We start from the raw sequence: 20,681 nt of genomic DNA, 5'->3' as shown, positions 1-20,681 counted from the left end.
ACGGCGGGAGAATAATCATTATGAGCAGGGATTTTTTTCTGAAACGCTACTGGAAAATGCTGACCACTCCGGCGGGCAAGATTTCCATGGGCGTGATACTGGCATTTGGCTTTGTGGCCGGTGTCGTTTTCTGGGGTGGTTTCAACACCGGAATGGAAGCAGCCAATACCGAAGAGTTCTGTATTGGTTGTCATGAAATGAAGGACAATGTCTACGAAGAGTACAAGTCCACCATTCACTATAACAACCGTTCCGGCGTAAGAGCCGTCTGTTCAGACTGTCATGTGCCGAAAGAGTGGACTCCCAAACTGGTTCGGAAGATTCAGGCCAGCAAAGAGCTGTGGGGCAAGATCACCGGCAAAATCGACACCCGTGAGAAGTTTATCTCACACCGTCGTGAAATGGCGGAACGGGAGTGGGCACGGATGAAAGCCAATGACTCTCAGGAGTGCCGTAACTGTCACAACTTTGATTACATGGACTTCTCTGAACAGTCACCAAGAGCCATGGACATCCACAGCAAAGCCTTTATCGGCAGTGAACAGACTCCGCCCACCGGCGAGACCTGTATTGACTGTCACAAGGGGATCGCCCATCAGCTCCCTAATATGAAAGGCATTGAAGGCTGGTAAGGCTTTTTATGGAGACCCTATGAAGCGAATAAGGAGAAAACCATGAGCGCACTGGAATCGTTTATCTGGCACTTTCTGGGTTATGCCGCCATGCCAGCGATATTCATTGGTGGCTTTCTGGCCACCGCCCTGGTGTTCTGTTTTCTGATGGACCGGTTTGGCAAAAACTGATCCCTGAGCAGCGGGCCGGAGTATACGACTCCGGCCTGGCCATTACTCCGGCATCCTGGCAAAGGGCAGTGCCTGAGCAGCTTTGTCAAAGGTAAAAGAACCATTAAAACGACCTCCCTTCTTCTCAATGACCCACTTTGCTTTATTGATAATTAACGCATCCGCAAAGTCAGCTTCCTTTCCCCTGACAGGCTTTGATTTCCTGAAATCGTTGACGGCCTGCCAGACAACCTGTCCTTCTTCAAAGCGGATATTGATTTCATCGAACAGAAGGAGCAGTGTCTGAATAAGCTCCCCTTTCGTAAGCTGGTACTTTTTACCTTTGAGAGTCCAAATGGTTTCAACCAGCACGGCGTCTGTAATCAGGATCTTTTCATCGCCGCCAATCAGTCTTTCAGCTTGGGGGGACTGACGCTTATCGTCCCTGAGGAGATAGCGGAGCAGAACATTAGTATCAATAGCAATCACTGAAGAGCGCTCTGCAGAGAGTCATCATCGGACATTGGGGATTTTGGCCTGATGTGGCTTAAAGCACCTTCAGCAGCCCCTCTGGCCTTTTTCACCAGGGTCAACTTCCCATCGGCTATAAAAACCTCTACTTCATCACCGGGAACAATTCCCAATTCATCACACAGGCTGGCAGGAAGAGTCACCTGCCTTTTGGCACTCACTTTTGGCATCTTCATCTCTCTTTGCCGACAGTATTAATGCCAAGATAGTCCTGATCTTTACTTTTATCAAATAGTAAAGAATTGAGTATATTTACCCGTTCCCCGGCAACATTACCCTCACCTGTAACCCTTCCTCCCTGTTCACCAGCTCAATATCCCCACCATGGTTACGGACGATATTCCTGGCGATGGCCATACCGAGCCCGATCCCTCCAGTATCCCGGTTTCTTGAGCCTTCCAGCCGGAAGAAGGGTTCAAACACCTGCTCCATTTTGGCTTCAGGAATTCCCGGGCCGGCATCCTGAATGGTAATCACCCTGTGTTTCTGGCCCGATTTGTCCTCGGTAATGGCAAAGCTGACTTGTGCCTGATTGCCATATTTCACGGCGTTTTCAATAAGGTTTCTGAAAGCCCGCTTCAGACTGACGGGCCGGCAACGGATAATGGTTTCACTGCCCTCCCGGTAATGCACTTCCTGCCCCAGCTCGGCCAGGTCATCACAGAGACTCCCCAGCATGGCATTCAAATCCACCTGCCGGGTCTGCTCGTTATCCGAAGCCTGTCGCATAAAAGCCAGAGTCGCCTCTGACATCTGCTGCATCTCTTCCAGGGTAGCCAGTAACTGGTTCCTGTCACGGCTTTCCGGCATCAGCTCGACTCTGAGCCTCATGCTGGTAATCGGGGTTCGCAGATCATGGGACAAGGCTGCCAGCATCCGGGTCCGATCCGATACAAACCGCTGCAACCGGTCGTTCATCTGGTTAAAGGCGCGAATGGTTTCCCGCAGATCTTCCGGACCTTTCTCCGGCAGCGGTTGCACTTGCTCCCCCAGTCCCAGACGTACGGATGCCCTGGACAACATTCCCAGTGGCCGGGTAATCCGGCGCACCATAAAGGCCAGAGCCAACAAAACAAAAACGGAGGACAAAACCAGGAACACCAGGGTCTGCCTGGGTGCCAGTGGCGGTGCCACCGGCGCTTTCGCCTGCAAGTTCAGCCAATGCCCATTGAGCATCTGCACAGAAACCCTGAGGCTGATCAGCCGGGGTGGCCTCCACCCTTCCTTTATCATTGCTCGGGCCATCATTCTACGATCGCCACCGTTTTCCCTCATAGAGTGGTGGTGCCAGGGCTTCTGGCACTCTTTTCCTGAGCAGTCTTGTGCGTCTTCTCTTTCAGGGGCTTTGTTCGGGGAAAAAGTTCGGGTGTTTGCCTGGATGAATACCCGCCCACGGTACTCCCTGCCCATATTGTGTAACAACCTCTGGGCCAGCCTCTGCTCCCGGAGATTCATGTCCCGTGACGGAACCCCATAGCGGTCATCCACCGAGAACCAGGCATTTTTGGTGCTGGACGCCGCCAGAATCGCCGGATAGTTTTCAACATCACTGGCCTCCAGCAACTGCACCAGAGAGTCGATCTGCTGAAACTGGGATTTCTGGTTAATATCGGACACGACGGTTCGATAGGCATTGCCCAGTATCAGGAAACTGATCACCTGGGCCACTACCAGGGCCAGGAGCACCACCAGGATCATTTGTGCCGCCATGCTGGAAAACAGCCGCCTGATCCAGGCAACCATCGCTTTTACCGGCTTTCTTATCGTGGCTATAGGCTGCATCTACCTCAGGCTCTGGCTTCTTCAGTGAACATATAACCCCCACCCCAGACCGTTTTGATCAACAGAGGGTTCCTGGGATCTTTTTCTATTTTTTTCCGTAACCGGCTGATCTGGTTATCGATGCTGCGGTCAAAAGGCAAGGCTTCACGACCCTTGGTCAAATCCATCAACTGATCACGACTCAGCACCTGGCGGGAGTGCTCGAGAAACACTTTCAACAGACGGAACTCTGCAGCACTTAATGCCACCAGCAAACCGTCCTCACGGGTCAGCTGATGCTGGTTCAGGTCCAGACTCCAGCCTTTGAATTGCATCTCTGAACTGGATGCATCGCGAACCTCTCGCCCGGAGGTGTGCTCCATGCGTCTCAGCACGGCCTTGATCCTGGCCAGCAACTCCCTGGGGCTGAAAGGTTTGGTGACGTAGTCATCAGCCCCCATTTCAAGGCCGACAATCGTATCCGCCTCCTCACTCATGGCGGTCAGCATAATCACCGGAGGGCCGTTGTGTTCCTGGAGGTACCGGCACAGAGTCAGTCCATCTTCCCCCGGCATCATGATATCCAGTACCACCAGATCCACCGACTCTCTGGCCAGAACAGCGCGCATTTCCTGGCCTCCATCTGCCAGGCTGACCTGGTAACCATGCTGATCCAGGTATCGTCCCAGCAAGTCACGGATTTCATCGTGGTCATCAACCACCAGAATATGTTTGCTCATGATCGGTGTTTTCATCAGGGTAGTGTTTCAGCCATACACTCAGGATGCCATTATAAAGCCAGCCCGCCTGTGGTTTGGATAGGGCCGGGAATAAATGATACAAACTGCGACAATTGCACACAGCCCTTGAGCGGCAAGCCCCTGTCGTTTCTGGAAACATGTTCATACCACCGTATCCTGCATTCACCGTTATTCCCTCCCTCTTCTTGCCGATAAATAAGACAGGTTGCCTGATGCCCCTCCAGGTGATACAGGTAGACGACACAGGGAGTTTTATGCCGGATGTAAAAACCCGGTCATTGTCACTGAGGGGCAAAGCGGGACAGGAAGCCTTTTCTTACACTCAGACCCAAAAGGAGCGCGGTTATGTTTGAACAATCGCTGAATGAGGTTCGGAAAAAGCTGCACCACCACCCGCTTTACGCCAAAGTCAACAACATGGAAAGGCTGGCAGCCTTTATGGAAGCCCATGTGTTTGCTGTGTGGGATTTTATGTCACTGGCCAAGCGCCTGCAGATTGAATTCACCCAGGTACAACTGCCCTGGACTCCGGTGCCTGACTCCCGGTCTGCACGCTTTATCAATGAAATCATTCTTTATGAAGAAACCGATAAAGACCACCACGGCATTCCTTCCAGCCACCTGGAAATGTACCTTTCCGCCATGCGCGAAGTATCTGCAGATACCAGCCGGATAGAGAGTGTTCTTTATCAGATCAACCAGGGAATACCCTGGCAGCAGGCTCTGCAGGAAGCCCTTGTCCCAGACTATATCCAGGAATTTGTCACGGACACCCTGACCATTGCCCAGCAAGGCACCCTGCCGGAAGTGGCCAGTTACTTCCTGTTCGGTCGGGAAGATGCGATTCCAGAGATGTTTACTGCCCTGCTGAAGCAATGGGGGGTTAACCCGGAGTCGGTTCCGGCCATGACTTACTACCTTGAGCGCCACATAGACCTGGACAGCAACGACCATGGCCCTGCGGCAGAAAGCCTGCTAAAGCAATGCATTAATTCCGAAAAAGAGGCGGAGCAGGCCGCTCTGGAAAAAGCCCACAAAGCGCTGGAATCCCGCATCCGGCTCTGGGATGCCCTTGAAAAGCAGCTGGATGCCCTGCCATCCGGGACGAAAGAAACTGCCCCCGAAACAGCGGTTGCTGATGGGGGCCAGGAAGATTAAGGGAGCTTGCAGAGAGGAAATCAGGAGTTGGCGAGGTTCTGGTATTGCTTGTACAGAACCGCCTCTTCTTTGGTGATTCTTTTACTGAGAGCCTTGATAATGTTGGTGCAATCGGTCTGGAAATTCTCCAATGTATTACTGCCAGACTCGTACATACTAAAAAACAGCATCACATCCGAGGAAATATTTTCCATATCCTGGGCGTATTCCTCCAGCGTGTTTTTCAAGCCTTCATCTTTCTCTGCCGCAGCCCTCAGCACGGGATAAAGATATCGGTCCTCTTTATTCAAATGGGCCAGAAGCATCTTTTTGGCAGACATCATCAGATCCCGCCCCTCCTGGGTCCCCACCCCCTCACTCTTTGCCTGAAGCAGCATCAGGCTGATTTGCTCATGTTCACTGCGCAGTTCATCAATTAACATGGCTTTTCCTCTCATCCGTGAACGATTTCATTGATATCCCTGAAAAGTCTAGACTATCCATTGCCAGCCCTTCTCCCAGGCTCTCTCCCTTCTGATACACATTGCGACAATTTCAAAAAAGACAGGGATATTTCTGTGACACCCCTGGTCTTTAATGACGCTATACAAAGACTGATTGGAGAGAAGAGCCATGAAAAAGAAAACCCTGATCGCCACCGCCCTGGTCGCTGTTTTTTCCGCCTCATCCGCCTTTGCCTGGATGCACAACAGTGACGGCAAGGGCTTTGGAAACTGCTCGTCCGGGCAGCGGATGAGCCACTTCCAGAAGTCAGGCCATGGCAAACCTGGCATGGGAATGAAATCCCAAAAGATGCAGGAATTCCTGAATCGCAGCTATACCGCCGATGAAATCAGAACCCTGAATGAAGCCCGCCTGATTCACCAGGGCAACCCCAATGTCAAAGTGGGCAAGGTAACGCCTACTCCTGAAGGCTACAAAGTCACCATCGTCACCAAAGACAATTCTCTGGTGAAGGAGCTGGAACTGGCGAAAAATGGGATGCCTCTGGAGCGGTATAACCGGATGAAAGAGCGGATGACAGCCTGGGAGAAAAAGCAGCAGGGCTGATCAATGCTTTAACCATCGCCTTTATCTTCCTTAAACAAAGGCGGTGGTCACCAGACGTCATCAACAAACCTGTTTTATCGTCGATAAAACCGGCTGTTACCAATGGAGGGAAGCAATGAACCGCAAATCATTGATTATTGGATGTGTCTTCATCCTGGCAGGATGCACAGCCATACCATCAGCAGAGCAACTCGCCCATGATGGCCAGTGGCAGGCGCTTGGAGTCCAGGATGGAGAGATGGGGTATGCCATCAAAAATGTCAATCAACTCCAAAACCTGAATCCCGCTGGCACATCACCGGATGAGAAAGCCATCAGGCAATACCACACTGGCTATGAACAGGGGCTCAAGGCGTTCTGCCAGCTGGACAATGCCTATTTCCTGGGGCTCTCCGGCCAGGAATACAACCACCAGTGCAGTAAACACGCTCAGGCCAGAGAAATTGAGAAAGAGTGGCAGAATGGGCTCGATGACTACTTTATGGGCCTGACCACGGATTTCGAAAGCTGACCTGGAAGACCGATTATCGGTTATCAGGCAGCAGTTCATTGCGCCTGGCGCTGACTTGTTTTGCAACCAGGCTTTTCAGCCAGGCCAATAAAGGCGCTTGTGCATCAAGGTGCCGCCAGGCCAGACAGATATCAAAATCCGGAACCGGCACCGGGCAGGGAGAAATACTGAGTTTCCGCCCGGACTGTTCCAGCTCAGCCAGTACCTGGGGCACCACACTGATTAACCGGGATCCAGGCAGCAGGCGCAACAGGGAAGTAAAGCGGCCACAGGTTACCCGTACTGTCCTTTTATCTCCCTGCCCGGCCAGCAACTCATCCACAACGCCCCGGATCTCACCGGTATTGTTGATCAGCGCATGATCCAGTTTGAGAAAATCCTGGTAGGACAGAGGCAGCTTCAGATTCATCTCCCGGTTATCAAACAGGCAGACATGTTGCTCGGTATAGAGCGTCTGGATATCAATATCACCCGGAGGCCCCACCCAGTTGCCAATGGCCAGATCCAGCTGGCCCTTGCGGAACAATGAGCAGGCCCGTTCACGGTCCACCAGCAGAAAACTGATGGAAGCACCCGGCGCACTTTCCCCCAGGGCACTGACGATGACATCTCCATAAAGAGACTCGGCGTAGTCGGTGATACCAATGGTCAGGTGCCCATTAAACCGGGCAGGCTCAAACACCTGGGCAGGCAGTACCTCATTGCGAATGTTATCCAGTGCCCGGCGCACTTTCGGCGCCAGCTCCTGTGCCCGCCGGGTTGGCAGCATCCGACTGCCCTGGCGAACCAGAAGCGGATCGTCAAACAGCTCTCTCAACCTCGCCAGATGATGACTCATGGCTGGCTGACCGATATAAAGGCGCTGGGCGGCCCGGCTGACGCTCTGTTCATCCAGAAGCGCCTCCAGTGCCGTCAGCAGATTGAGATCAATTCGCGACAGGTTGAATTTACCGGAGTGGACCACGAGACCTCCAGACTTCATGGTTTACAAAGCCGTGTTATAACACCAGCACACCCAGCACAATAGCCAGCGCCACCAGCCAGAACACCGGCCACTTCATCACCCTGAGCAGATAAAAGCCCACCAGGGCCGCAGCCAGCTCAACAGCGGAATGAACCGCGGAAGTAAACACCGGGGAATACAGTGCAGACAACAGCAACCCAACCACGGCAGCATTAATGCCCGCAATGGCACCGGCCACCCGGGCCCGCCCTGCCAGAGCCTGCCAGGCGGGCAGCACACCAACCACCAGCAGGAAGCCTGGCAGGAAAATCGCCAGAGTGGCTACGATCGCCGCCGCCACAGGAACCGAGTCGGAAGCAAAATACCCCAGGTAGGCCGCCAGAGTAAACATGGGACCCGGAACCGCCTGGGCAGCCGCATAACCGGTAAGGAAGGTATCGGTGCTGATCAGATCCTGAGTGGTGCTCTGCAACAGAGGCAGCACCACATGGCCTCCACCAAATACCATGCTGCCCGCCTGATAAAAGTCGCTGAACACCTCTACCATAGGCAGTTGGCCGGCAATAAAGGGAAGGCCCAGCAGAAGACCCGCAAACACGATCAACGGCCAGACCACAAAACGACAGGATGAGCTGATATCGGTGCTGGCTGGTAACCAGCGGTAACCTATGATCGCTGCAATCACCAGTACTCCCATCTGCATCACTACATCAGGTAGTACCAGCAACAGCGCCGCACTGAACACACAGAGGCTCACCGTCAGGCGATTCTTGCAGAATGAACGAAACATTTGCAGCGTTGCGTCCGCCACCACGACCACTGCCAATAGCTTGAGACCGGCAATGATGCCCTGATACCAGCTGGCTTCCAGAAACAGCTGGCTGCTCATGGCCACCGCCACCAGAATGGCAAAGGAAGGCAGGGTAAACCCGATAAAAGCAGCAATGCCTCCAGCCAGTCCGGCACGCTGATAGCCCAGGGCAAAACCGATCTGGCTGGAGCCCGGCCCCGGTAAAAACTGGCTAAGGGCGATCAGCTGAGAGTAGTCGGTGTCCGTCAGCCATTTTTTCCGCTCCACAAAGGTATTTCTGAAATAACCAATATGGGCCGCCGGCCCCCCAAAACTGGTCCACCCCAGAAGAAAAAATTGCCAGAAAATCGTCAGTAACTTGTTCACCGGCCAGGCACCTGCATGCTCAATTTCAATGCAGCCATGATATCGGCCCCTTGAAAATTATGCATATCGATCCTTTCAATCAAAAAGCATCGATAATTCTAATCTTCATGTTTCCTGTCCCCTGAAATGTAAAGCGGTCAATCCTCTGGTGGAAGATTGACCGCTACCTATTGATGGCTCAGAACGTCATTCTGAAAGCCCTTACATCACCGGGTAGGTATAGGTGGAAGCGATGCCCAGAGGCAATCCGGTTGCCCAGTAAAGCAGCAGGAAGATCGTCCAGCCGATCATGAAGACGATGGAGAACGGCAGCATAGTGGAAGCCACCGTGCCAATACCGGCATTTTTCACATAGCGCTGGAAGAAAACCACCACCAGTGGGAAGTAGGTCAGCATGGGCGTAATGATATTGGATGAAGAGTCCCCAATACGGTAAGCCGCCTGAGCCAGCTCCGGAGAAATGCCCACCGCCATCAGCATCGGCACAAAAATGGGGCCGATCAACGCCCACTTGGCGGACATGGAACCAATAAACAGGTTAACAATGGCGGACAACAGGATGATGCCAACGATGGTCAACTGTCCGGGAAGCGCCAGTGTCTGCAGCAGATCGGCACCGGCCAGGGCAATCAGGGTTCCCATATTGGAATCCCCAAAAGCCTTCAGGAACAGGGCACAGAAGAAGGCCATGACCATATAACCACTCATGGTGGCCATACTGTCCCCCATGGAGTTAATCACATCCGCAGAGTTCTTGAACTTGCCGGTGGTGTAGCCATAAACGACAGCAGGCAAAAGGAAGATCAGGAAAATCAACGGCACAATGGAGCCCATGATCGGCGCATTAAAGGCCGTCAGCAGACCTTCTTCATTACGGAACGGTGAAGCGGCCGGGATACACAGGGCCGCCACCAGAATAATCAGCCCCAGCATGGTGTAACCAGCCAGACGAAAAGCCCGGTGTTCCTGTTCAGAGATATCCCCCAGGTCATCCACTACGTCCAGGTCTTTATCAATGGGCGCATTGCGGTTCAGGCGGGGCTCAACGATTTTATCGGTCACGTACCAGCCCATGGCTCCCACCAGGAAGGTGGATGCAAAAGTAAAGAAGAAGTTACACAGGGGGTTGACCAGATAGGCTGGGTCGAACAGCTGAGCGGAGGCCTGGGTAAAGCCCTGGATCAGCGGGTCCGTAGGTGTGGGTACCAGACTCGCGGAAAAGCCGCCGGAAACCCCGGCAAATGCCGCCGCCAGACCCGCCAGGGGATGACGTCCCGCCGCATAAAAAATAATACCGCCCAGGGGAATCACCAGCACATAACCAGCATCGGAAGCAATATTACTGACTGCCCCGACCAGGACTACCACCGGAGTAATCAACCGGGCAGGTGTCATTCGCAGTACTTTTTTCAATGTGGTGTTGATAAAACCGGAGGTTTCAGCAACGCCTACCCCCATAATGGCCACCAGCACAACACCCAGGGGAGCAAAGCTGGTAAATGTGGTTACGGAGGACGCCAGGAAATTCGCCAGATACTGGCCGTTAATAAGATTGTGCACAACAATGGCGCTTCCCGAACGGGGATCGACCATTTCAAAAGTCACCAGAGAGAGTAAGAAAGAGAGAACCAGGGTAATAAACAGACAGTAGATAAAAAGCATAGCCGGTGAGGGCAGTTTATTACCGGCGTTTTCAATAAAATTCAGAAATCGATCCGACCAGGATAGTTTTTTGGAACCTTTTAAATCAACACTACCCGCAACAGCCTTTGCATCAGGCATTGAATGTTCCCCCGCTAAATCTTGTTGGAATACAGGTATGTCAGAAAGCGCGCTGTGGTTATGATTCAAGCGCTTGAACAGATCCGGCACAGTCAGCAATATACTGATTGCTGGTATTGATTTTGTTGATAGGTGTCAATCTGAAGCTTTCTTTACGATTGATACACTTTGAGACAATTTCCGGGTCCCCGGAGATATTTCCGGGACATTTTCTGGTTTAAATAAAATCAATAAATGAAAGACAGGCGTCCGGTAAAGCCCAATGAATAAAAATCAGGCGATTATTGCCACCAACCGTTTTGGCATGGGTGCAAAGGGAAATGAACTTCATGAAGCCGGAACCGATCCCCAGGGCTGGTTGCTTAATCATCTGATGCCCGTCACCTTTGATTCATCCCTGCCGAAAAGCAATGAGGTGATCGCCCAGCACGCCCTCTTCCGGGCCATGAAAAAAAAACAGGCTGCCGGCCAAACCTCCGGAACAATGATAGAACCCCCGGGCAGGAAAAGTTACTTTCAGCTTTGCGCCGATGGCCTTTCCCGAAGCATCATCAGCAACCAGTCTTTTACTTGGCGCCTGCTGGATTTTTTTTCCAATCATTTCAGTGTCAGCGCCCAGGGAGGGTTGATGACGCCCCTGGCCCCCACCCTGGAAAGAGAAGCCATTGCCCCAAACCTGTTCGGATCCTTTTCAGACCTGCTAATAGCCGTTGAGCAACACCCGGCCATGTTGATTTATCTGGATAATGACAAGTCCATTGGGCCGGACTCCAGGGCCGCCCGTTACCTGGCCAGAAAAGCGAAACCACCCAGGGGCATCAATGAAAACCTGGCAAGGGAAATCCTGGAGCTTCACACCATGGGTGCGGACGGAGGTTATACCCTGAAGGATATTCAAGAGCTGGCCAGGGCCATTACCGGCTGGAGTGTCGCCAACCCGGACCGGGATCAGGAACACCTTGAAAAGCAAGGTTTTCTGTTCAGGAGCAACACCCATCAACCGGGCCAGCGGACGGTGCTGGGAAAAACTTATTCACAAGCTGGCCTTGGGCAGGGGGAAAGCATATTGAAAGACATCGCTGTTCACCCATCCACAGCCCGTTACCTTTCGTTCAAACTGGCCCGCCACTTTGTCAGTGATACCCCTCCACCAGAACTGGTCCATGCCCTGGAAAAACGCTGGCTGGAAACCGGTGGCCAGTTGCAAGAAGTGTTTACCACTCTGGTTACCCATGACAGCAGCTGGCATCCGGAACAACAGAAGCTGAAAACCCCGCGGGAATATCTGGTTTCAGTGTGCCGGGCCACCAGCCACCAGAATGTCGCAACACTTCCCAAACCGCGAAAAACCAGAATGGAGCGGATGTTGGTTAATACGCTCACCGCCATGGGACAGCGTCCCTTTGGCGCAGGCTCTCCTGCCGGTTATAAGGACACCGCCAGTGCCTGGAATGGTTCCGATGCCCTGCTTACCCGGATCGACTGGGTCAACCGCTGGGTAGAGCGAATCCCGCAGACGCCGGAACCTTTGGCGTTAGCCGATCGCACACTAAACTGGCTGTTAACCCAACCTTCACGGCAAGTCGTCAGTCGTGCCGAAAGCCGTCAGCAGGGGCTGGCCCTGTTACTGCTGAGCCCGGAATTCATGAGGAGATAAACGTTCCATGAGTAAACTGAACCGCCGTAACCTGGTCAAATGGCTGGGCACGGGCATGGCTTTATCCCAACTGCCACTGGCAGGCAGCCTGGCCCTGGGGGCCGACACTGATAATGACAGCCCCCGCCTGGTCTGGATCGTACTCCGGGGTGCCATGGACTCTCTGCACGCGGTGATTCCAGCCTTTGACGACCACCTGATGCCGCACCGTGAAGTGATTGCAGCTCCAGCCATTGATACGATGCTTCCCCTCGACCGCGGATTCGGCCTTAACGCCGAGCTGAAAACCCTCCACAGCTGGTACCAGACCCAGCAGATGATGCCTGTGGTGGCCGTGGCTTCCCCCTATCGCCAGCGCTCCCACTTTGATGGCCAGGACATCCTGGAAAGCGCCCTGACACCGGTCAACCAGGACAACGGCTGGTTATCCCGGGCCCTGTCGGTAACCGGCAAAAAAGGGCTGGCGATTGCCCAGTCCCTCCCCATCAGTCTCCGGGGCCATCACCCGGCAGGAACCTGGTACCCCAGCCAGATCCCTTCCGCCAAAGAGGATCTGTACCAGCGACTATTTAAGATGTACGAACAGGATGAACAACTGCACCAGCGCCTTGAAGAAGCCCTTGAAACCAGGGCCATGGTGGGGAATTCCATGGAGGGCAGCAGAAACCGGCGATTTGTTGAACTGGCCCGTTCCGCAGGGGTGCTGATGAAAGATGCCCATAGCCCTGACGCCATCATGCTGGAAATGGGCGGCTGGGATACCCACGATAACCAGCATGCCCGGCTGACCCGGCAATTCCGTGAACTGGATGAGGGCCTGCAGACGATGAAGGCCGCCATGGGCGACAAAGCATGGTCCCGAACCATGATGATCATTGCCACCGAGTTTGGCAGAACCGTAGCCGCCAATGGCACCCGGGGCACCGATCATGGTACAGCCTCCTGCCTGTTTCTGGCGGGCGGTGCCATCAAGAGCGGAAAGACCCTGGGTGAGTGGCCCGGCCTGGGCAAAAACGATCTTTATCAACAGCGGGATCTTCGCCCCACCTCTGATATACGTCAATGGATATCTTCCATTCTGGTACAGCACTGGCAACTGTCCGGCCATCAGTTGAACCAGGTGTTCCCTGGCGTCACGCCCGCCTCACTGACTGTTTAACCCCCACGGCTTTCATCCCGGAAAGCCGATTCTCCCCATCCTGCGAACCGTTTGTTCGGTAATCACTTGGTTGACTGTGTCAACCAAGTTCAGTTCAATGGCCTGGGAAAATTAGCACGATATAGCCAATGGAAAACCAGGCACACTCTTTATACGACTCATACGATTTATACGACAACTTAATAACACTCACCTGGTATTTCAGCAGTCATTGCTGCACCGGTTGTGACAACCAGGATCTGGACATGCCGGATCTGAACATGGTGGATTTCCTGGCATTAAGGCTGATCCATAAACACGACCGCTGTCCGGTCCAGACCATTGGCAAAGCACTTGGAATGACCAAAAGCGGCGCAACCCGGGTTGCCCGTCGGCTGGAAAAGAAAGGGCTGCTCGATATTACCGGCAGCCACGAAGACGGCCGGGTACGTTGTCTGCAGCTGACCAGAAATGGCCAGGAGTGCATGGCCAGAATCACCCACTCCCAGGCAGAACAGCTCCAGAAACATCTGGACTCCATGGGAGCGCAAAACAGCCGACAACTGATCAATGGGCTGACATCGTTGATGCAAAACCTGGATGTCCTGAAATCACTTCATCACTGCTCCGATGACCGTTAAACAGCCCCGCTAAGGCAATCACCCACAATGAAAAGGCTTAAAAAGGCACACGATTGAAACTACTCTGGAAACTCCGGTTTATCCTCAGGGATTATTGGCGACAATACCTGCTGGCCTTTATCTGTCTGCAGATTGTTTCTGCCCTGAACCTGCTGCCTCCCTGGATCATTGGTCATGTGGTTGACGGAATCAAAGACAACAGCCTGACCCATCAGCAACTGGCTATCTATGTTGCCGGTATCCTTGCCACCGGGGCGGCGGTATATGGACTTCGATACACCTGGAGATCGATGCTTTACGGGGCATCCATTGAGCTGGTCAGAAGTCAGCGTAGCCGCCTGTTTGCCCACTTCACCCGTTTATCGCCGGCGTTTTACCAACGCTACAGCACCGGGGACCTGATGGCCCATGCCACCAATGACCTCAATGCGGTAGAAGAGAGCGCCGGCGTTGGCATTATGACCCTGGTTGACTCGCTGATTGCCGGATTTACCGTACTGTTTGCCATGGTGTTTATTGTCAGTGGCAAACTGACCCTGATCGCCATGCTGCCCTTCCCCATTCTGGTCTGGGTCACCAAGCGGTACGGTATCGCATTGCACAAGCGCTTCAGCAAAGCCCAGGCCGCCTTTTCCAATCTGAATGAGGAGACCCGGGAGTCCATCAGTGGCATTCGGGCGGTGAAAGCCCACCAGCTGACGGAGCGACAGATTCACCGTTTTAACAAACTGTCCCGGGACACGGTGGCAGCCAACAGCGAAGTGGCCCGAATTGATGCCCTGTTCGGCCCCAGCATCAGCCTGTTTTTCGGGCTTTCCTTTGTCCTGGCCCTGATGGCCGGTGCCTGGCTGATCCAGCGGGGGGAGCTTACCGTCGGGCTGCTCACCAGCTTTACGCTCTATCTGGGACAGATGCTGGGCCCAATGCTTCAGTTTGGCTGGCAATTTAACGTGTTCCAGCGGGGCAGTGCCTCCTGGAGCCGACTGGAGAAGCTGTTTAACAAGACCCCTGAAGTGAAGGACTGCAGTAACCCCAGTCCTGTTCCTGACGACACCAGTCTTGCAATCAACATTCAGTCGTTTTCCTACGTTGATCATAAAGACCAGGAAAACAAAGAACCGGTTCTGAGAAATATCCATACCCATATTCCCGAAGGGTCTTTTATCGGTATTACCGGCCGGACGGGCAGCGGCAAGAGCAGCCTGCTCCGTCTGATTCTCCGGGAGTTTGAACTTGCAGAAGGCTCCTCCATCACCCTGGGCGGCACACCCTTACCGCAGTTAAAACTGGCCAGTCTGCGCAGCCAGCTGGCCTGGGTGCCCCAGGAACCCATGCTGTTTTCCGGAACCATTGCTGACAACATCAGCCTGGCAGCTCCCGGAACGGATCAGGCCCGAATTGAGCAGGCCGCCCGGCTCGCTGCGATTCATGAAGAGATCATGGCCTTTCAGGATGGCTACCAAACGCTGCTTGGAGAAAATGGCATCAACCTGTCCGGTGGCCAGAAGCAGCGTCTCTCCCTGGCACGGGCACTGTTGAGCGACAGTCGTATTTTACTGCTGGATGATTCGTTCAGCGCCCTGGATATGAAAACAGAGGCCCGTATTCTGAAAAACCTGATGGCGATCAGACAGGAGGGCAAAGGCCGAAAAACCATCATTCTGGTTACCCAGCGACTGCCGGAACTGATTACCGCAGATCACATTCTGGTGCTGGATAAAGGTCAGATCATTGAGCAGGGAACCCATGACCAGCTGATGGACCAGTCTGCCAATCAGGCGGGTCAGACTCACTGGTACGCCAGAATATTCCGCCAGCAGGCCAGAACCCTCTTGCAGCCCCTGGAGACCGATCACCAGACGGCCACGATCAACCAGACCGTCAAACCGGTATCCGCCTGACAGGAGTTCAGCTCGTCATAATGAAATCCATGAACAGACCCGAAGCGACCTCAGGCTATTCCGGACTGGCCAAGCTGGTTCGCTATGCCAAACCCTACCAGTGGCGGTTTGCCGCAGCCTTTACCCTGCTGCTGTTGGCCACGGCTCTGGAAATGCTGGCCCCCTGGCTGATGAAAATGATTCTTGATGATCACATTGCCCCCGGCAGCCAGGATGTTATGGCACTGGCGGTGCTTGGTTCGGCCCTGGTGGGCGTTTACCTGGGGTCTTCTGCGCTTCAGTACATTCAGAACGTGCAGTTTCAGGAGAGTGCCCTGAATGTTGTACACGACATTCGAAGCATGCTGTTCACCCACGTGCTGAAGCTGCCCATGGCCTATTTCGACAGTGAGCCCACCGGACGCCTGATCTCACGGATCACCAACGATTCCGAAGTCCTTCGGCAAATGTTCGTTGGTGTGATTCCAGCCATACTGCAGGCCTTTTTCAGAGTGGCCGGTATCTTTATTGCCATGTCGCTGCTGGATGCCCGTTTGATGCTGATGACCCTGCTGCTGATTCCCATCATGCTGATGGCGATCCGCATCTACCAGAAAATCAGCCACCCGGTCATTCATGGTGTCCGCAGCCAGCTGGCCAATATCAACACCCGCATTAACGAATCCCTGAACGGCATGCGGATTATCCAGGCCATGGCTCAGGAAGACCACCTGCAACAACAGTTTGACCAGGACAACCGGGAATGGAGCCGTCTGAAGCGAAAAAACATTGGTATCGACAGCCTTCTGCTGATGCCATTTACCCACCTGTTGAACGGCATTGCCCTGGCAGTGGTGGTGGGCTGGTTCGGCTACCGGTCAGGATTCTCAGTCATTGAGGTGGGTACCCTGTACGCGTTTATTAATTACCTGAGCCGTTTCTTTGAGCCCTTCCGCCAGATCACCATGCAGATGAGCAACCTGCAGCAATCCCTGGTGGCTTCGGAAAGGTTATTCCAGGTTCTGAATAAAACCACCGATGAAACGCTTTACCACAAGAACACTGCTGAAATGAGCCAGGGTGAGGATAAAAAAGGTATCCGAAAAGGCAAAATTACTTTTAATAACGTCTCCCTGTCTTACGACAATAAAAATCAGGCGCTGGACCAGGTCAGCTTCAGTGTTGAGCCCGGTCAGTTTGTTGCCATTGTCGGGCACAGTGGCAGCGGTAAAAGCTCGGTCATTAACCTGCTCATGCGTTTTTACCAGCATCAGCAGGGCAGTATTCTGGTAGACGACCAGCCCTTGTCCCTGCTGGATGAAGACAGCCTTCGCCAGGGCATTGGCCTGGTCTTCCAGGAACCCTACATCTTCAGTGGCACCCTGGCGGAAAATATCACTCTGAACAACCCGGCCATTACCCCGGAACAAATGACAGCGGCAGCCCGGAAAGTCCATGCGGACCCGTTTATTGAGCAACTTAGCGGCGGCTATCTCCACGAACCCGGCTCTGGAGGCAAGGCGCTGTCAACCGGTGAAAGACAGCTACTCTCCTTTGCCCGGACGGTCGCCCAGAACCCGAAAATTCTCCTACTGGATGAAGCCACCGCCAACATTGACGGGGAAACCGAGCACAACATCAAACAGGCCCTGATTACCCTGAGAGAAGACCGAACAACCATTGCGGTGGCCCATCGACTGGCCACCATTCAGGACGCTGACCAGATTCTGGTGATGGACAGAGGCCGGATTGTGCAGCGAGGCCGTCATCAGGAACTGCTTCATCAGGCCGGGCACTACCGGGATCTCTATCTCGCCCAGCAAACAGAGGCCCAACTGGGAGGGTCAGGAGAACGCCCCGCACATCCTTCCCCATCACCGGTCGAAATAGCCGTTTAGCTCTCAGGAGCCTGAAGCAGCACTTATTTCATAACTACAATCAACTAATCTGGAACTATTGTATTAACGAACACTAAAGCAGGGAACGCTTATGAAACAGTGGATGTTTTCAATTTCCATCCTGTGGGGACTGCTCATCACCAACCTCTGGGGGGCTACCCCCTGGCAGGCAGGCCAAAGCTATCCAGGCGGGTCTCAGGTTATTCTTGATGGCTCTCTGTACGAAGCCAAGTGGTGGGCAAATCCGGGCCAATCCCCGGGGGGCAGTTACCAGAATGAATGGGACTCCCCCTGGAAGAGAATAGGTTCTGCCAGCCAGGCTACTCCCTCTGCCTCTCCACCGCCAAGCCCTGCTACACCGGTCGCCACCCCTTCCAGCCCATCTCCTGCCTCTTCTGGAAGCTACCCCGCTTATGTAGAGGGCACCCCCTATCGGGGAGGCGATGTGGTCAGTCACAACGGCCAGCTCTTCCAGTGCAAAGTCGGTATAACCGAGGCATGGTGCAGAGGAGCAGCCTGGGCCTATGCACCCGGAACGGGCTCAGCATGGAGTCAGGCCTGGTCAACCTACTCAGGAGGACAAACATCTCAAGCACCTGGTTCTACGGCACAGCCTGGCACTTCTTCTCAACCGCCCTCCCAACCTGTCATAAACTCAGGGATGACCTTCACCCGAGCCCAGTTAGCCGCCAAAGAAGCAGAGCTCACCGGTTCGAGCCTACTACAGAAGGTCAAAGCTTCTATAGCCACCACCAACAACAGCGTTGTGGATAGCATCCAGCCGGGCTCTATCAGCAATCCTGAGAATGTCCGCCGGATTGAAAATATAATCAGCAGCTCTGCCTGGGATTTTCTGTTTCCCCAAAGAGCCCCTGAATACACCTACCGTCACCTGCTTCAGGCAGCCGGGAAATTCCCGGCCTTTTGTGGTACATACACCGATGGGCGAAACAGCGATCGGATATGTCGAAAAGCTCTGGCCACTATGTTTGCCCACTTCACCCAGGAAACCGGTGGCCATAACACCCATGACTCAGTTCCTGAGTGGCGGCAAGGCCTGGTTCATGTGAGGGAAATGGGGTGGACCGAAGTCATGAGGGGCGGCTACAACAGCGAATGCAACCCTTCGGTCTGGCAAGGTAAAACCTGGCCCTGTGGAACTTTCCCCGATGGTCAGTTCAAAAGCTACTTTGGCCGGGGGGCTAAACAACTCAGTTACAACTACAACTACGGCCCCTTTTCCGAAGCTATGTTTGGCACGGTCAGAACATTATTAGACAACCCTGAAAGGGTGGCAGATACCTGGCTGAACCTGGCCAGTGCCATCTTCTTTTTCATCTACCCACAACCGCCCAAACCCAGCATGCTGCATGTTATCGACGGAACATGGCAGCCCAATGGCAATGACAGCAGTAACGGCCTAGTCCCCGGCTTTGGAGTCACTACCCAGATCATCAACGGTGGCGTAGAGTGTGGTGGAAGCACCGAAATTGCCCAGTCCCGAAATCGAATTACTTACTATCGCAGCTTTGCCAATTACCTGGGTGTAGATGTACCTGTCAGCGAAACACTGGGCTGTGCCAATATGAAGCAGTTTGACAGTGGTGGCGCAGGGGCTGTGGATATCTATTGGGAAAAAGACTGGTCCTGGAGCCCATCAACTCCCGATGGTACCAGTTATGCCTGTAAGCTGGCCGCTTATCAGACCCCGTATTCTGCTTTAAAGCAGGGGGACTATGAAAAGTGTGTAAAGCACCACTTTCCCGATTTAACAATAAGCCCTTGATGGCATCTGGGGAAACAGTAAAGACAATATGCTAACTTTGAAGACTAATAAAAGCCATCAAAAAGGAACTTACAATGCAGCAATCCTTGGAAGCATATGAAAAAAAAATAACAACCTTTATTGCAAAAGGTGGCAATATTGCAGATTTGACAGATATCCCACCTTTTACTCTCGATCAAATGTACCTCAATGCCGTTAACCTCTATGAAAAAAACAAATACATGGAGGCGCTGAAGAAGTTCAAAACCCTATGCTACTTTGACCATTGGAACCCTAAATACTTTATTGGGCTCGGCTCCTGTCAAAAAATGCTCAAACTCTATGGCAATGCCATCGACAGCTTCTCTTATGCCGCCAGGCTTGACCTGTTAAACCCTCTCCCTCTTGTGTACATGGGGGATTGCTACAACCACCTGAATGAATTCGACAAAGCGCAACAGTCCTACCAGGCAGCCGTTGTTTTTTCCAAAGAGCTGGGAATTGAAAACAAAGAATTTTTCAAAGCAGAGAGTTTAATAACCCAACAAAGTAAATAAGGTAACTGATTATGACCGGAGTAGCCTCTAACCAGGGACAAATCCCTGAAAATTTGAAACAATCTCTCGGATTACCCGAAGAGATTGCCAAAGAAAAATACCAGGGCAAAATCAAAGAGGAGAAAGTTTCTCAGGGATTTGACAAACAGAACTCCATGAGTGTTACCGAAGGTGTTAACCCTGTCGCTCAAATGGTAGCGACGAGTGAAAGCAGCAAACCGGTTCTGGCCACATCACCTCAAGCAGCCCCTATAAGCAATGACCAGCTGAAATCAAATTCTCAAGCCGTACACCGCCAGATGGATACTGTTTATCTGACTAACGCAATGCAGACGACTGATACCAAGCCGGAAATGCATCAGGTAGCCGTCGCAAACATTCTGTCAGCGACGGACAATCACCCTGAAATGAAAGCCATCGTGAATGAACACATGGAGAAGGTCAGGCAGGTTCTTGATGCAGGCCAGGCGGATAAAACCAGCTCAGGAGAGGCTCAGGGCAAAAACATGATCAAGAATCAATCAGCCCAAGCACTTTCATCTGTAGTAGTTCAGACCTGATCTGACAGTCACCGATTTTTCAGAGGGTGTCTGTCAGGTCAAATTCAGGCTACAAATTTTTCCTTCCAGATCTCTTTGCCATCTATCAGAGTTTCCATTGGCGTTCTT

21 protein-coding genes are annotated in these 20,681 nt (G+C 53.1%); 13 read left to right on the top strand and 8 right to left on the bottom strand.

Annotated elements, in window-relative coordinates; translation table 11 throughout:
• The first annotated feature begins 20 nt into the window (after positions 1 to 20).
• Together ACNRUY_RS10925 and ACNRUY_RS10920 are read left to right on the top strand one after the other, a co-directional pair.
• A complete protein-coding gene (locus tag ACNRUY_RS10925; protein WP_488111667.1) occupies positions 21 to 632 on the top strand; it encodes a NapC/NirT family cytochrome c in 612 nt (203 codons plus the stop codon).
• Between the two features lie 42 nt (positions 633 to 674).
• A complete protein-coding gene (locus ACNRUY_RS10920) occupies positions 675 to 803 on the top strand; it encodes a TIGR02808 family protein (protein WP_488111666.1) in 129 nt (42 codons plus the stop codon).
• Positions 804 to 845: 42 nt separating this feature from the next.
• Here ACNRUY_RS10920 and ACNRUY_RS10915 read toward each other — a convergent pair whose 3' ends face one another.
• The 4 genes from ACNRUY_RS10915 to ACNRUY_RS10900 all read right to left on the bottom strand — a co-directional run bounded on the left by ACNRUY_RS10915 (position 846) and on the right by ACNRUY_RS10900 (position 3,814).
• Complete coding sequence (locus ACNRUY_RS10915) at positions 846 to 1,271, bottom strand: type II toxin-antitoxin system VapC family toxin (RefSeq protein WP_488111665.1); 426 nt, start codon at positions 1,269 to 1,271, stop codon at positions 846 to 848.
• Complete coding sequence (locus ACNRUY_RS10910) at positions 1,268 to 1,483, bottom strand: AbrB/MazE/SpoVT family DNA-binding domain-containing protein (protein WP_488111664.1); 216 nt, start codon at positions 1,481 to 1,483, stop codon at positions 1,268 to 1,270. The genes ACNRUY_RS10915 and ACNRUY_RS10910 overlap by 4 nt, the downstream gene beginning before the upstream one ends.
• A gap of 82 nt (positions 1,484 to 1,565) precedes the next feature.
• The gene (locus tag ACNRUY_RS10905; protein WP_488111663.1) at positions 1,566 to 3,095 is read right to left on the bottom strand and encodes an ATP-binding protein; all 1,530 of its coding nucleotides are present in this window, start codon (positions 3,093 to 3,095) and stop codon (positions 1,566 to 1,568) included.
• 5 nt (positions 3,096 to 3,100) lie between these two features.
• Positions 3,101 to 3,814: a response regulator gene (locus ACNRUY_RS10900; RefSeq protein ID WP_488111662.1), complete on the bottom strand. Its 714-nt coding sequence runs from the start codon at positions 3,812 to 3,814 to the stop codon at positions 3,101 to 3,103.
• A 366-nt stretch (positions 3,815 to 4,180) separates the two neighbouring features.
• Here ACNRUY_RS10900 and ACNRUY_RS10895 point away from each other — a divergent pair, with 366 nt between their 5' ends.
• Entirely contained in the window at positions 4,181 to 4,993 is an 813-nt protein-coding gene (locus tag ACNRUY_RS10895; protein WP_488111661.1) for a DUF3050 domain-containing protein, read from the top strand.
• A 20-nt stretch (positions 4,994 to 5,013) separates the two neighbouring features.
• On the opposite strand, the gene ACNRUY_RS10890 is transcribed toward ACNRUY_RS10895, so the two are convergent.
• Complete coding sequence (locus ACNRUY_RS10890) at positions 5,014 to 5,415, bottom strand: hemerythrin domain-containing protein (protein ID WP_488111660.1); 402 nt, start codon at positions 5,413 to 5,415, stop codon at positions 5,014 to 5,016.
• A 190-nt stretch (positions 5,416 to 5,605) separates the two neighbouring features.
• Here ACNRUY_RS10890 and ACNRUY_RS10885 point away from each other — a divergent pair, with 190 nt between their 5' ends.
• Positions 5,606 to 6,043, top strand: a complete 438-nt coding sequence (locus ACNRUY_RS10885; RefSeq protein ID WP_488111659.1) for a hypothetical protein — start codon at positions 5,606 to 5,608, stop codon at positions 6,041 to 6,043.
• A gap of 115 nt (positions 6,044 to 6,158) precedes the next feature.
• Entirely contained in the window at positions 6,159 to 6,554 is a 396-nt protein-coding gene (locus ACNRUY_RS10880; protein ID WP_488111658.1) for a DUF2799 domain-containing protein, read from the top strand.
• Between the two features lie 13 nt (positions 6,555 to 6,567).
• Here ACNRUY_RS10880 and ACNRUY_RS10875 read toward each other — a convergent pair whose 3' ends face one another.
• The 3 genes from ACNRUY_RS10875 to ACNRUY_RS10865 all read right to left on the bottom strand — a co-directional run bounded on the left by ACNRUY_RS10875 (position 6,568) and on the right by ACNRUY_RS10865 (position 10,477).
• A complete protein-coding gene (locus ACNRUY_RS10875; protein ID WP_488111657.1) occupies positions 6,568 to 7,518 on the bottom strand; it encodes a LysR substrate-binding domain-containing protein in 951 nt (316 codons plus the stop codon).
• Between the two features lie 34 nt (positions 7,519 to 7,552).
• The gene (gene chrA, locus ACNRUY_RS10870; protein ID WP_488111656.1) at positions 7,553 to 8,695 is read right to left on the bottom strand and encodes a chromate efflux transporter; all 1,143 of its coding nucleotides are present in this window, start codon (positions 8,693 to 8,695) and stop codon (positions 7,553 to 7,555) included.
• Positions 8,696 to 8,896: 201 nt separating this feature from the next.
• Entirely contained in the window at positions 8,897 to 10,477 is a 1,581-nt protein-coding gene (locus ACNRUY_RS10865) for an AbgT family transporter (RefSeq protein WP_488111655.1), read from the bottom strand.
• Positions 10,478 to 10,739: 262 nt separating this feature from the next.
• Here ACNRUY_RS10865 and ACNRUY_RS10860 point away from each other — a divergent pair, with 262 nt between their 5' ends.
• The 8 genes from ACNRUY_RS10860 (at position 10,740) to ACNRUY_RS10825 (ending at position 20,573) form a co-directional block, all read left to right on the top strand.
• On the top strand, positions 10,740 to 12,134 hold the full coding sequence (locus tag ACNRUY_RS10860; RefSeq protein ID WP_488111654.1) for a DUF1800 domain-containing protein: 1,395 nt from the start codon (positions 10,740 to 10,742) through the stop codon (positions 12,132 to 12,134).
• Positions 12,135 to 12,141: 7 nt separating this feature from the next.
• Positions 12,142 to 13,293 carry a DUF1501 domain-containing protein gene (locus ACNRUY_RS10855; protein ID WP_488111653.1) on the top strand — a complete coding sequence of 384 codons (1,152 nt, stop codon included), beginning with the start codon at positions 12,142 to 12,144 and terminating at the stop codon, positions 13,291 to 13,293.
• Between the two features lie 128 nt (positions 13,294 to 13,421).
• Positions 13,422 to 13,913 carry a MarR family winged helix-turn-helix transcriptional regulator gene (locus tag ACNRUY_RS10850; RefSeq protein WP_488111652.1) on the top strand — a complete coding sequence of 164 codons (492 nt, stop codon included), beginning with the start codon at positions 13,422 to 13,424 and terminating at the stop codon, positions 13,911 to 13,913.
• A 53-nt stretch (positions 13,914 to 13,966) separates the two neighbouring features.
• The gene (locus ACNRUY_RS10845) at positions 13,967 to 15,814 is read left to right on the top strand and encodes an ABC transporter ATP-binding protein (RefSeq protein ID WP_488111651.1); all 1,848 of its coding nucleotides are present in this window, start codon (positions 13,967 to 13,969) and stop codon (positions 15,812 to 15,814) included.
• A gap of 20 nt (positions 15,815 to 15,834) precedes the next feature.
• A complete protein-coding gene (locus ACNRUY_RS10840; RefSeq protein ID WP_488111650.1) occupies positions 15,835 to 17,691 on the top strand; it encodes an ABC transporter ATP-binding protein in 1,857 nt (618 codons plus the stop codon).
• A 91-nt stretch (positions 17,692 to 17,782) separates the two neighbouring features.
• Positions 17,783 to 19,477, top strand: coding sequence for a glycoside hydrolase family 19 protein (locus ACNRUY_RS10835; protein WP_488111649.1), 1,695 nt, complete (start codon positions 17,783 to 17,785; stop codon positions 19,475 to 19,477).
• 74 nt (positions 19,478 to 19,551) lie between these two features.
• Positions 19,552 to 20,013, top strand: coding sequence for a hypothetical protein (locus tag ACNRUY_RS10830; protein WP_488111648.1), 462 nt, complete (start codon positions 19,552 to 19,554; stop codon positions 20,011 to 20,013).
• 11 nt (positions 20,014 to 20,024) lie between these two features.
• On the top strand, positions 20,025 to 20,573 hold the full coding sequence (locus ACNRUY_RS10825; RefSeq protein ID WP_488111647.1) for a hypothetical protein: 549 nt from the start codon (positions 20,025 to 20,027) through the stop codon (positions 20,571 to 20,573).
• Positions 20,574 to 20,681: the final 108 nt, after the last annotated feature.

The organism is Endozoicomonas sp. Z74, assembly GCF_057680865.1.
Note: the sequence above shows the minus strand (reverse complement) of the source record. Positions and strands in the feature narration are given on the sequence as shown.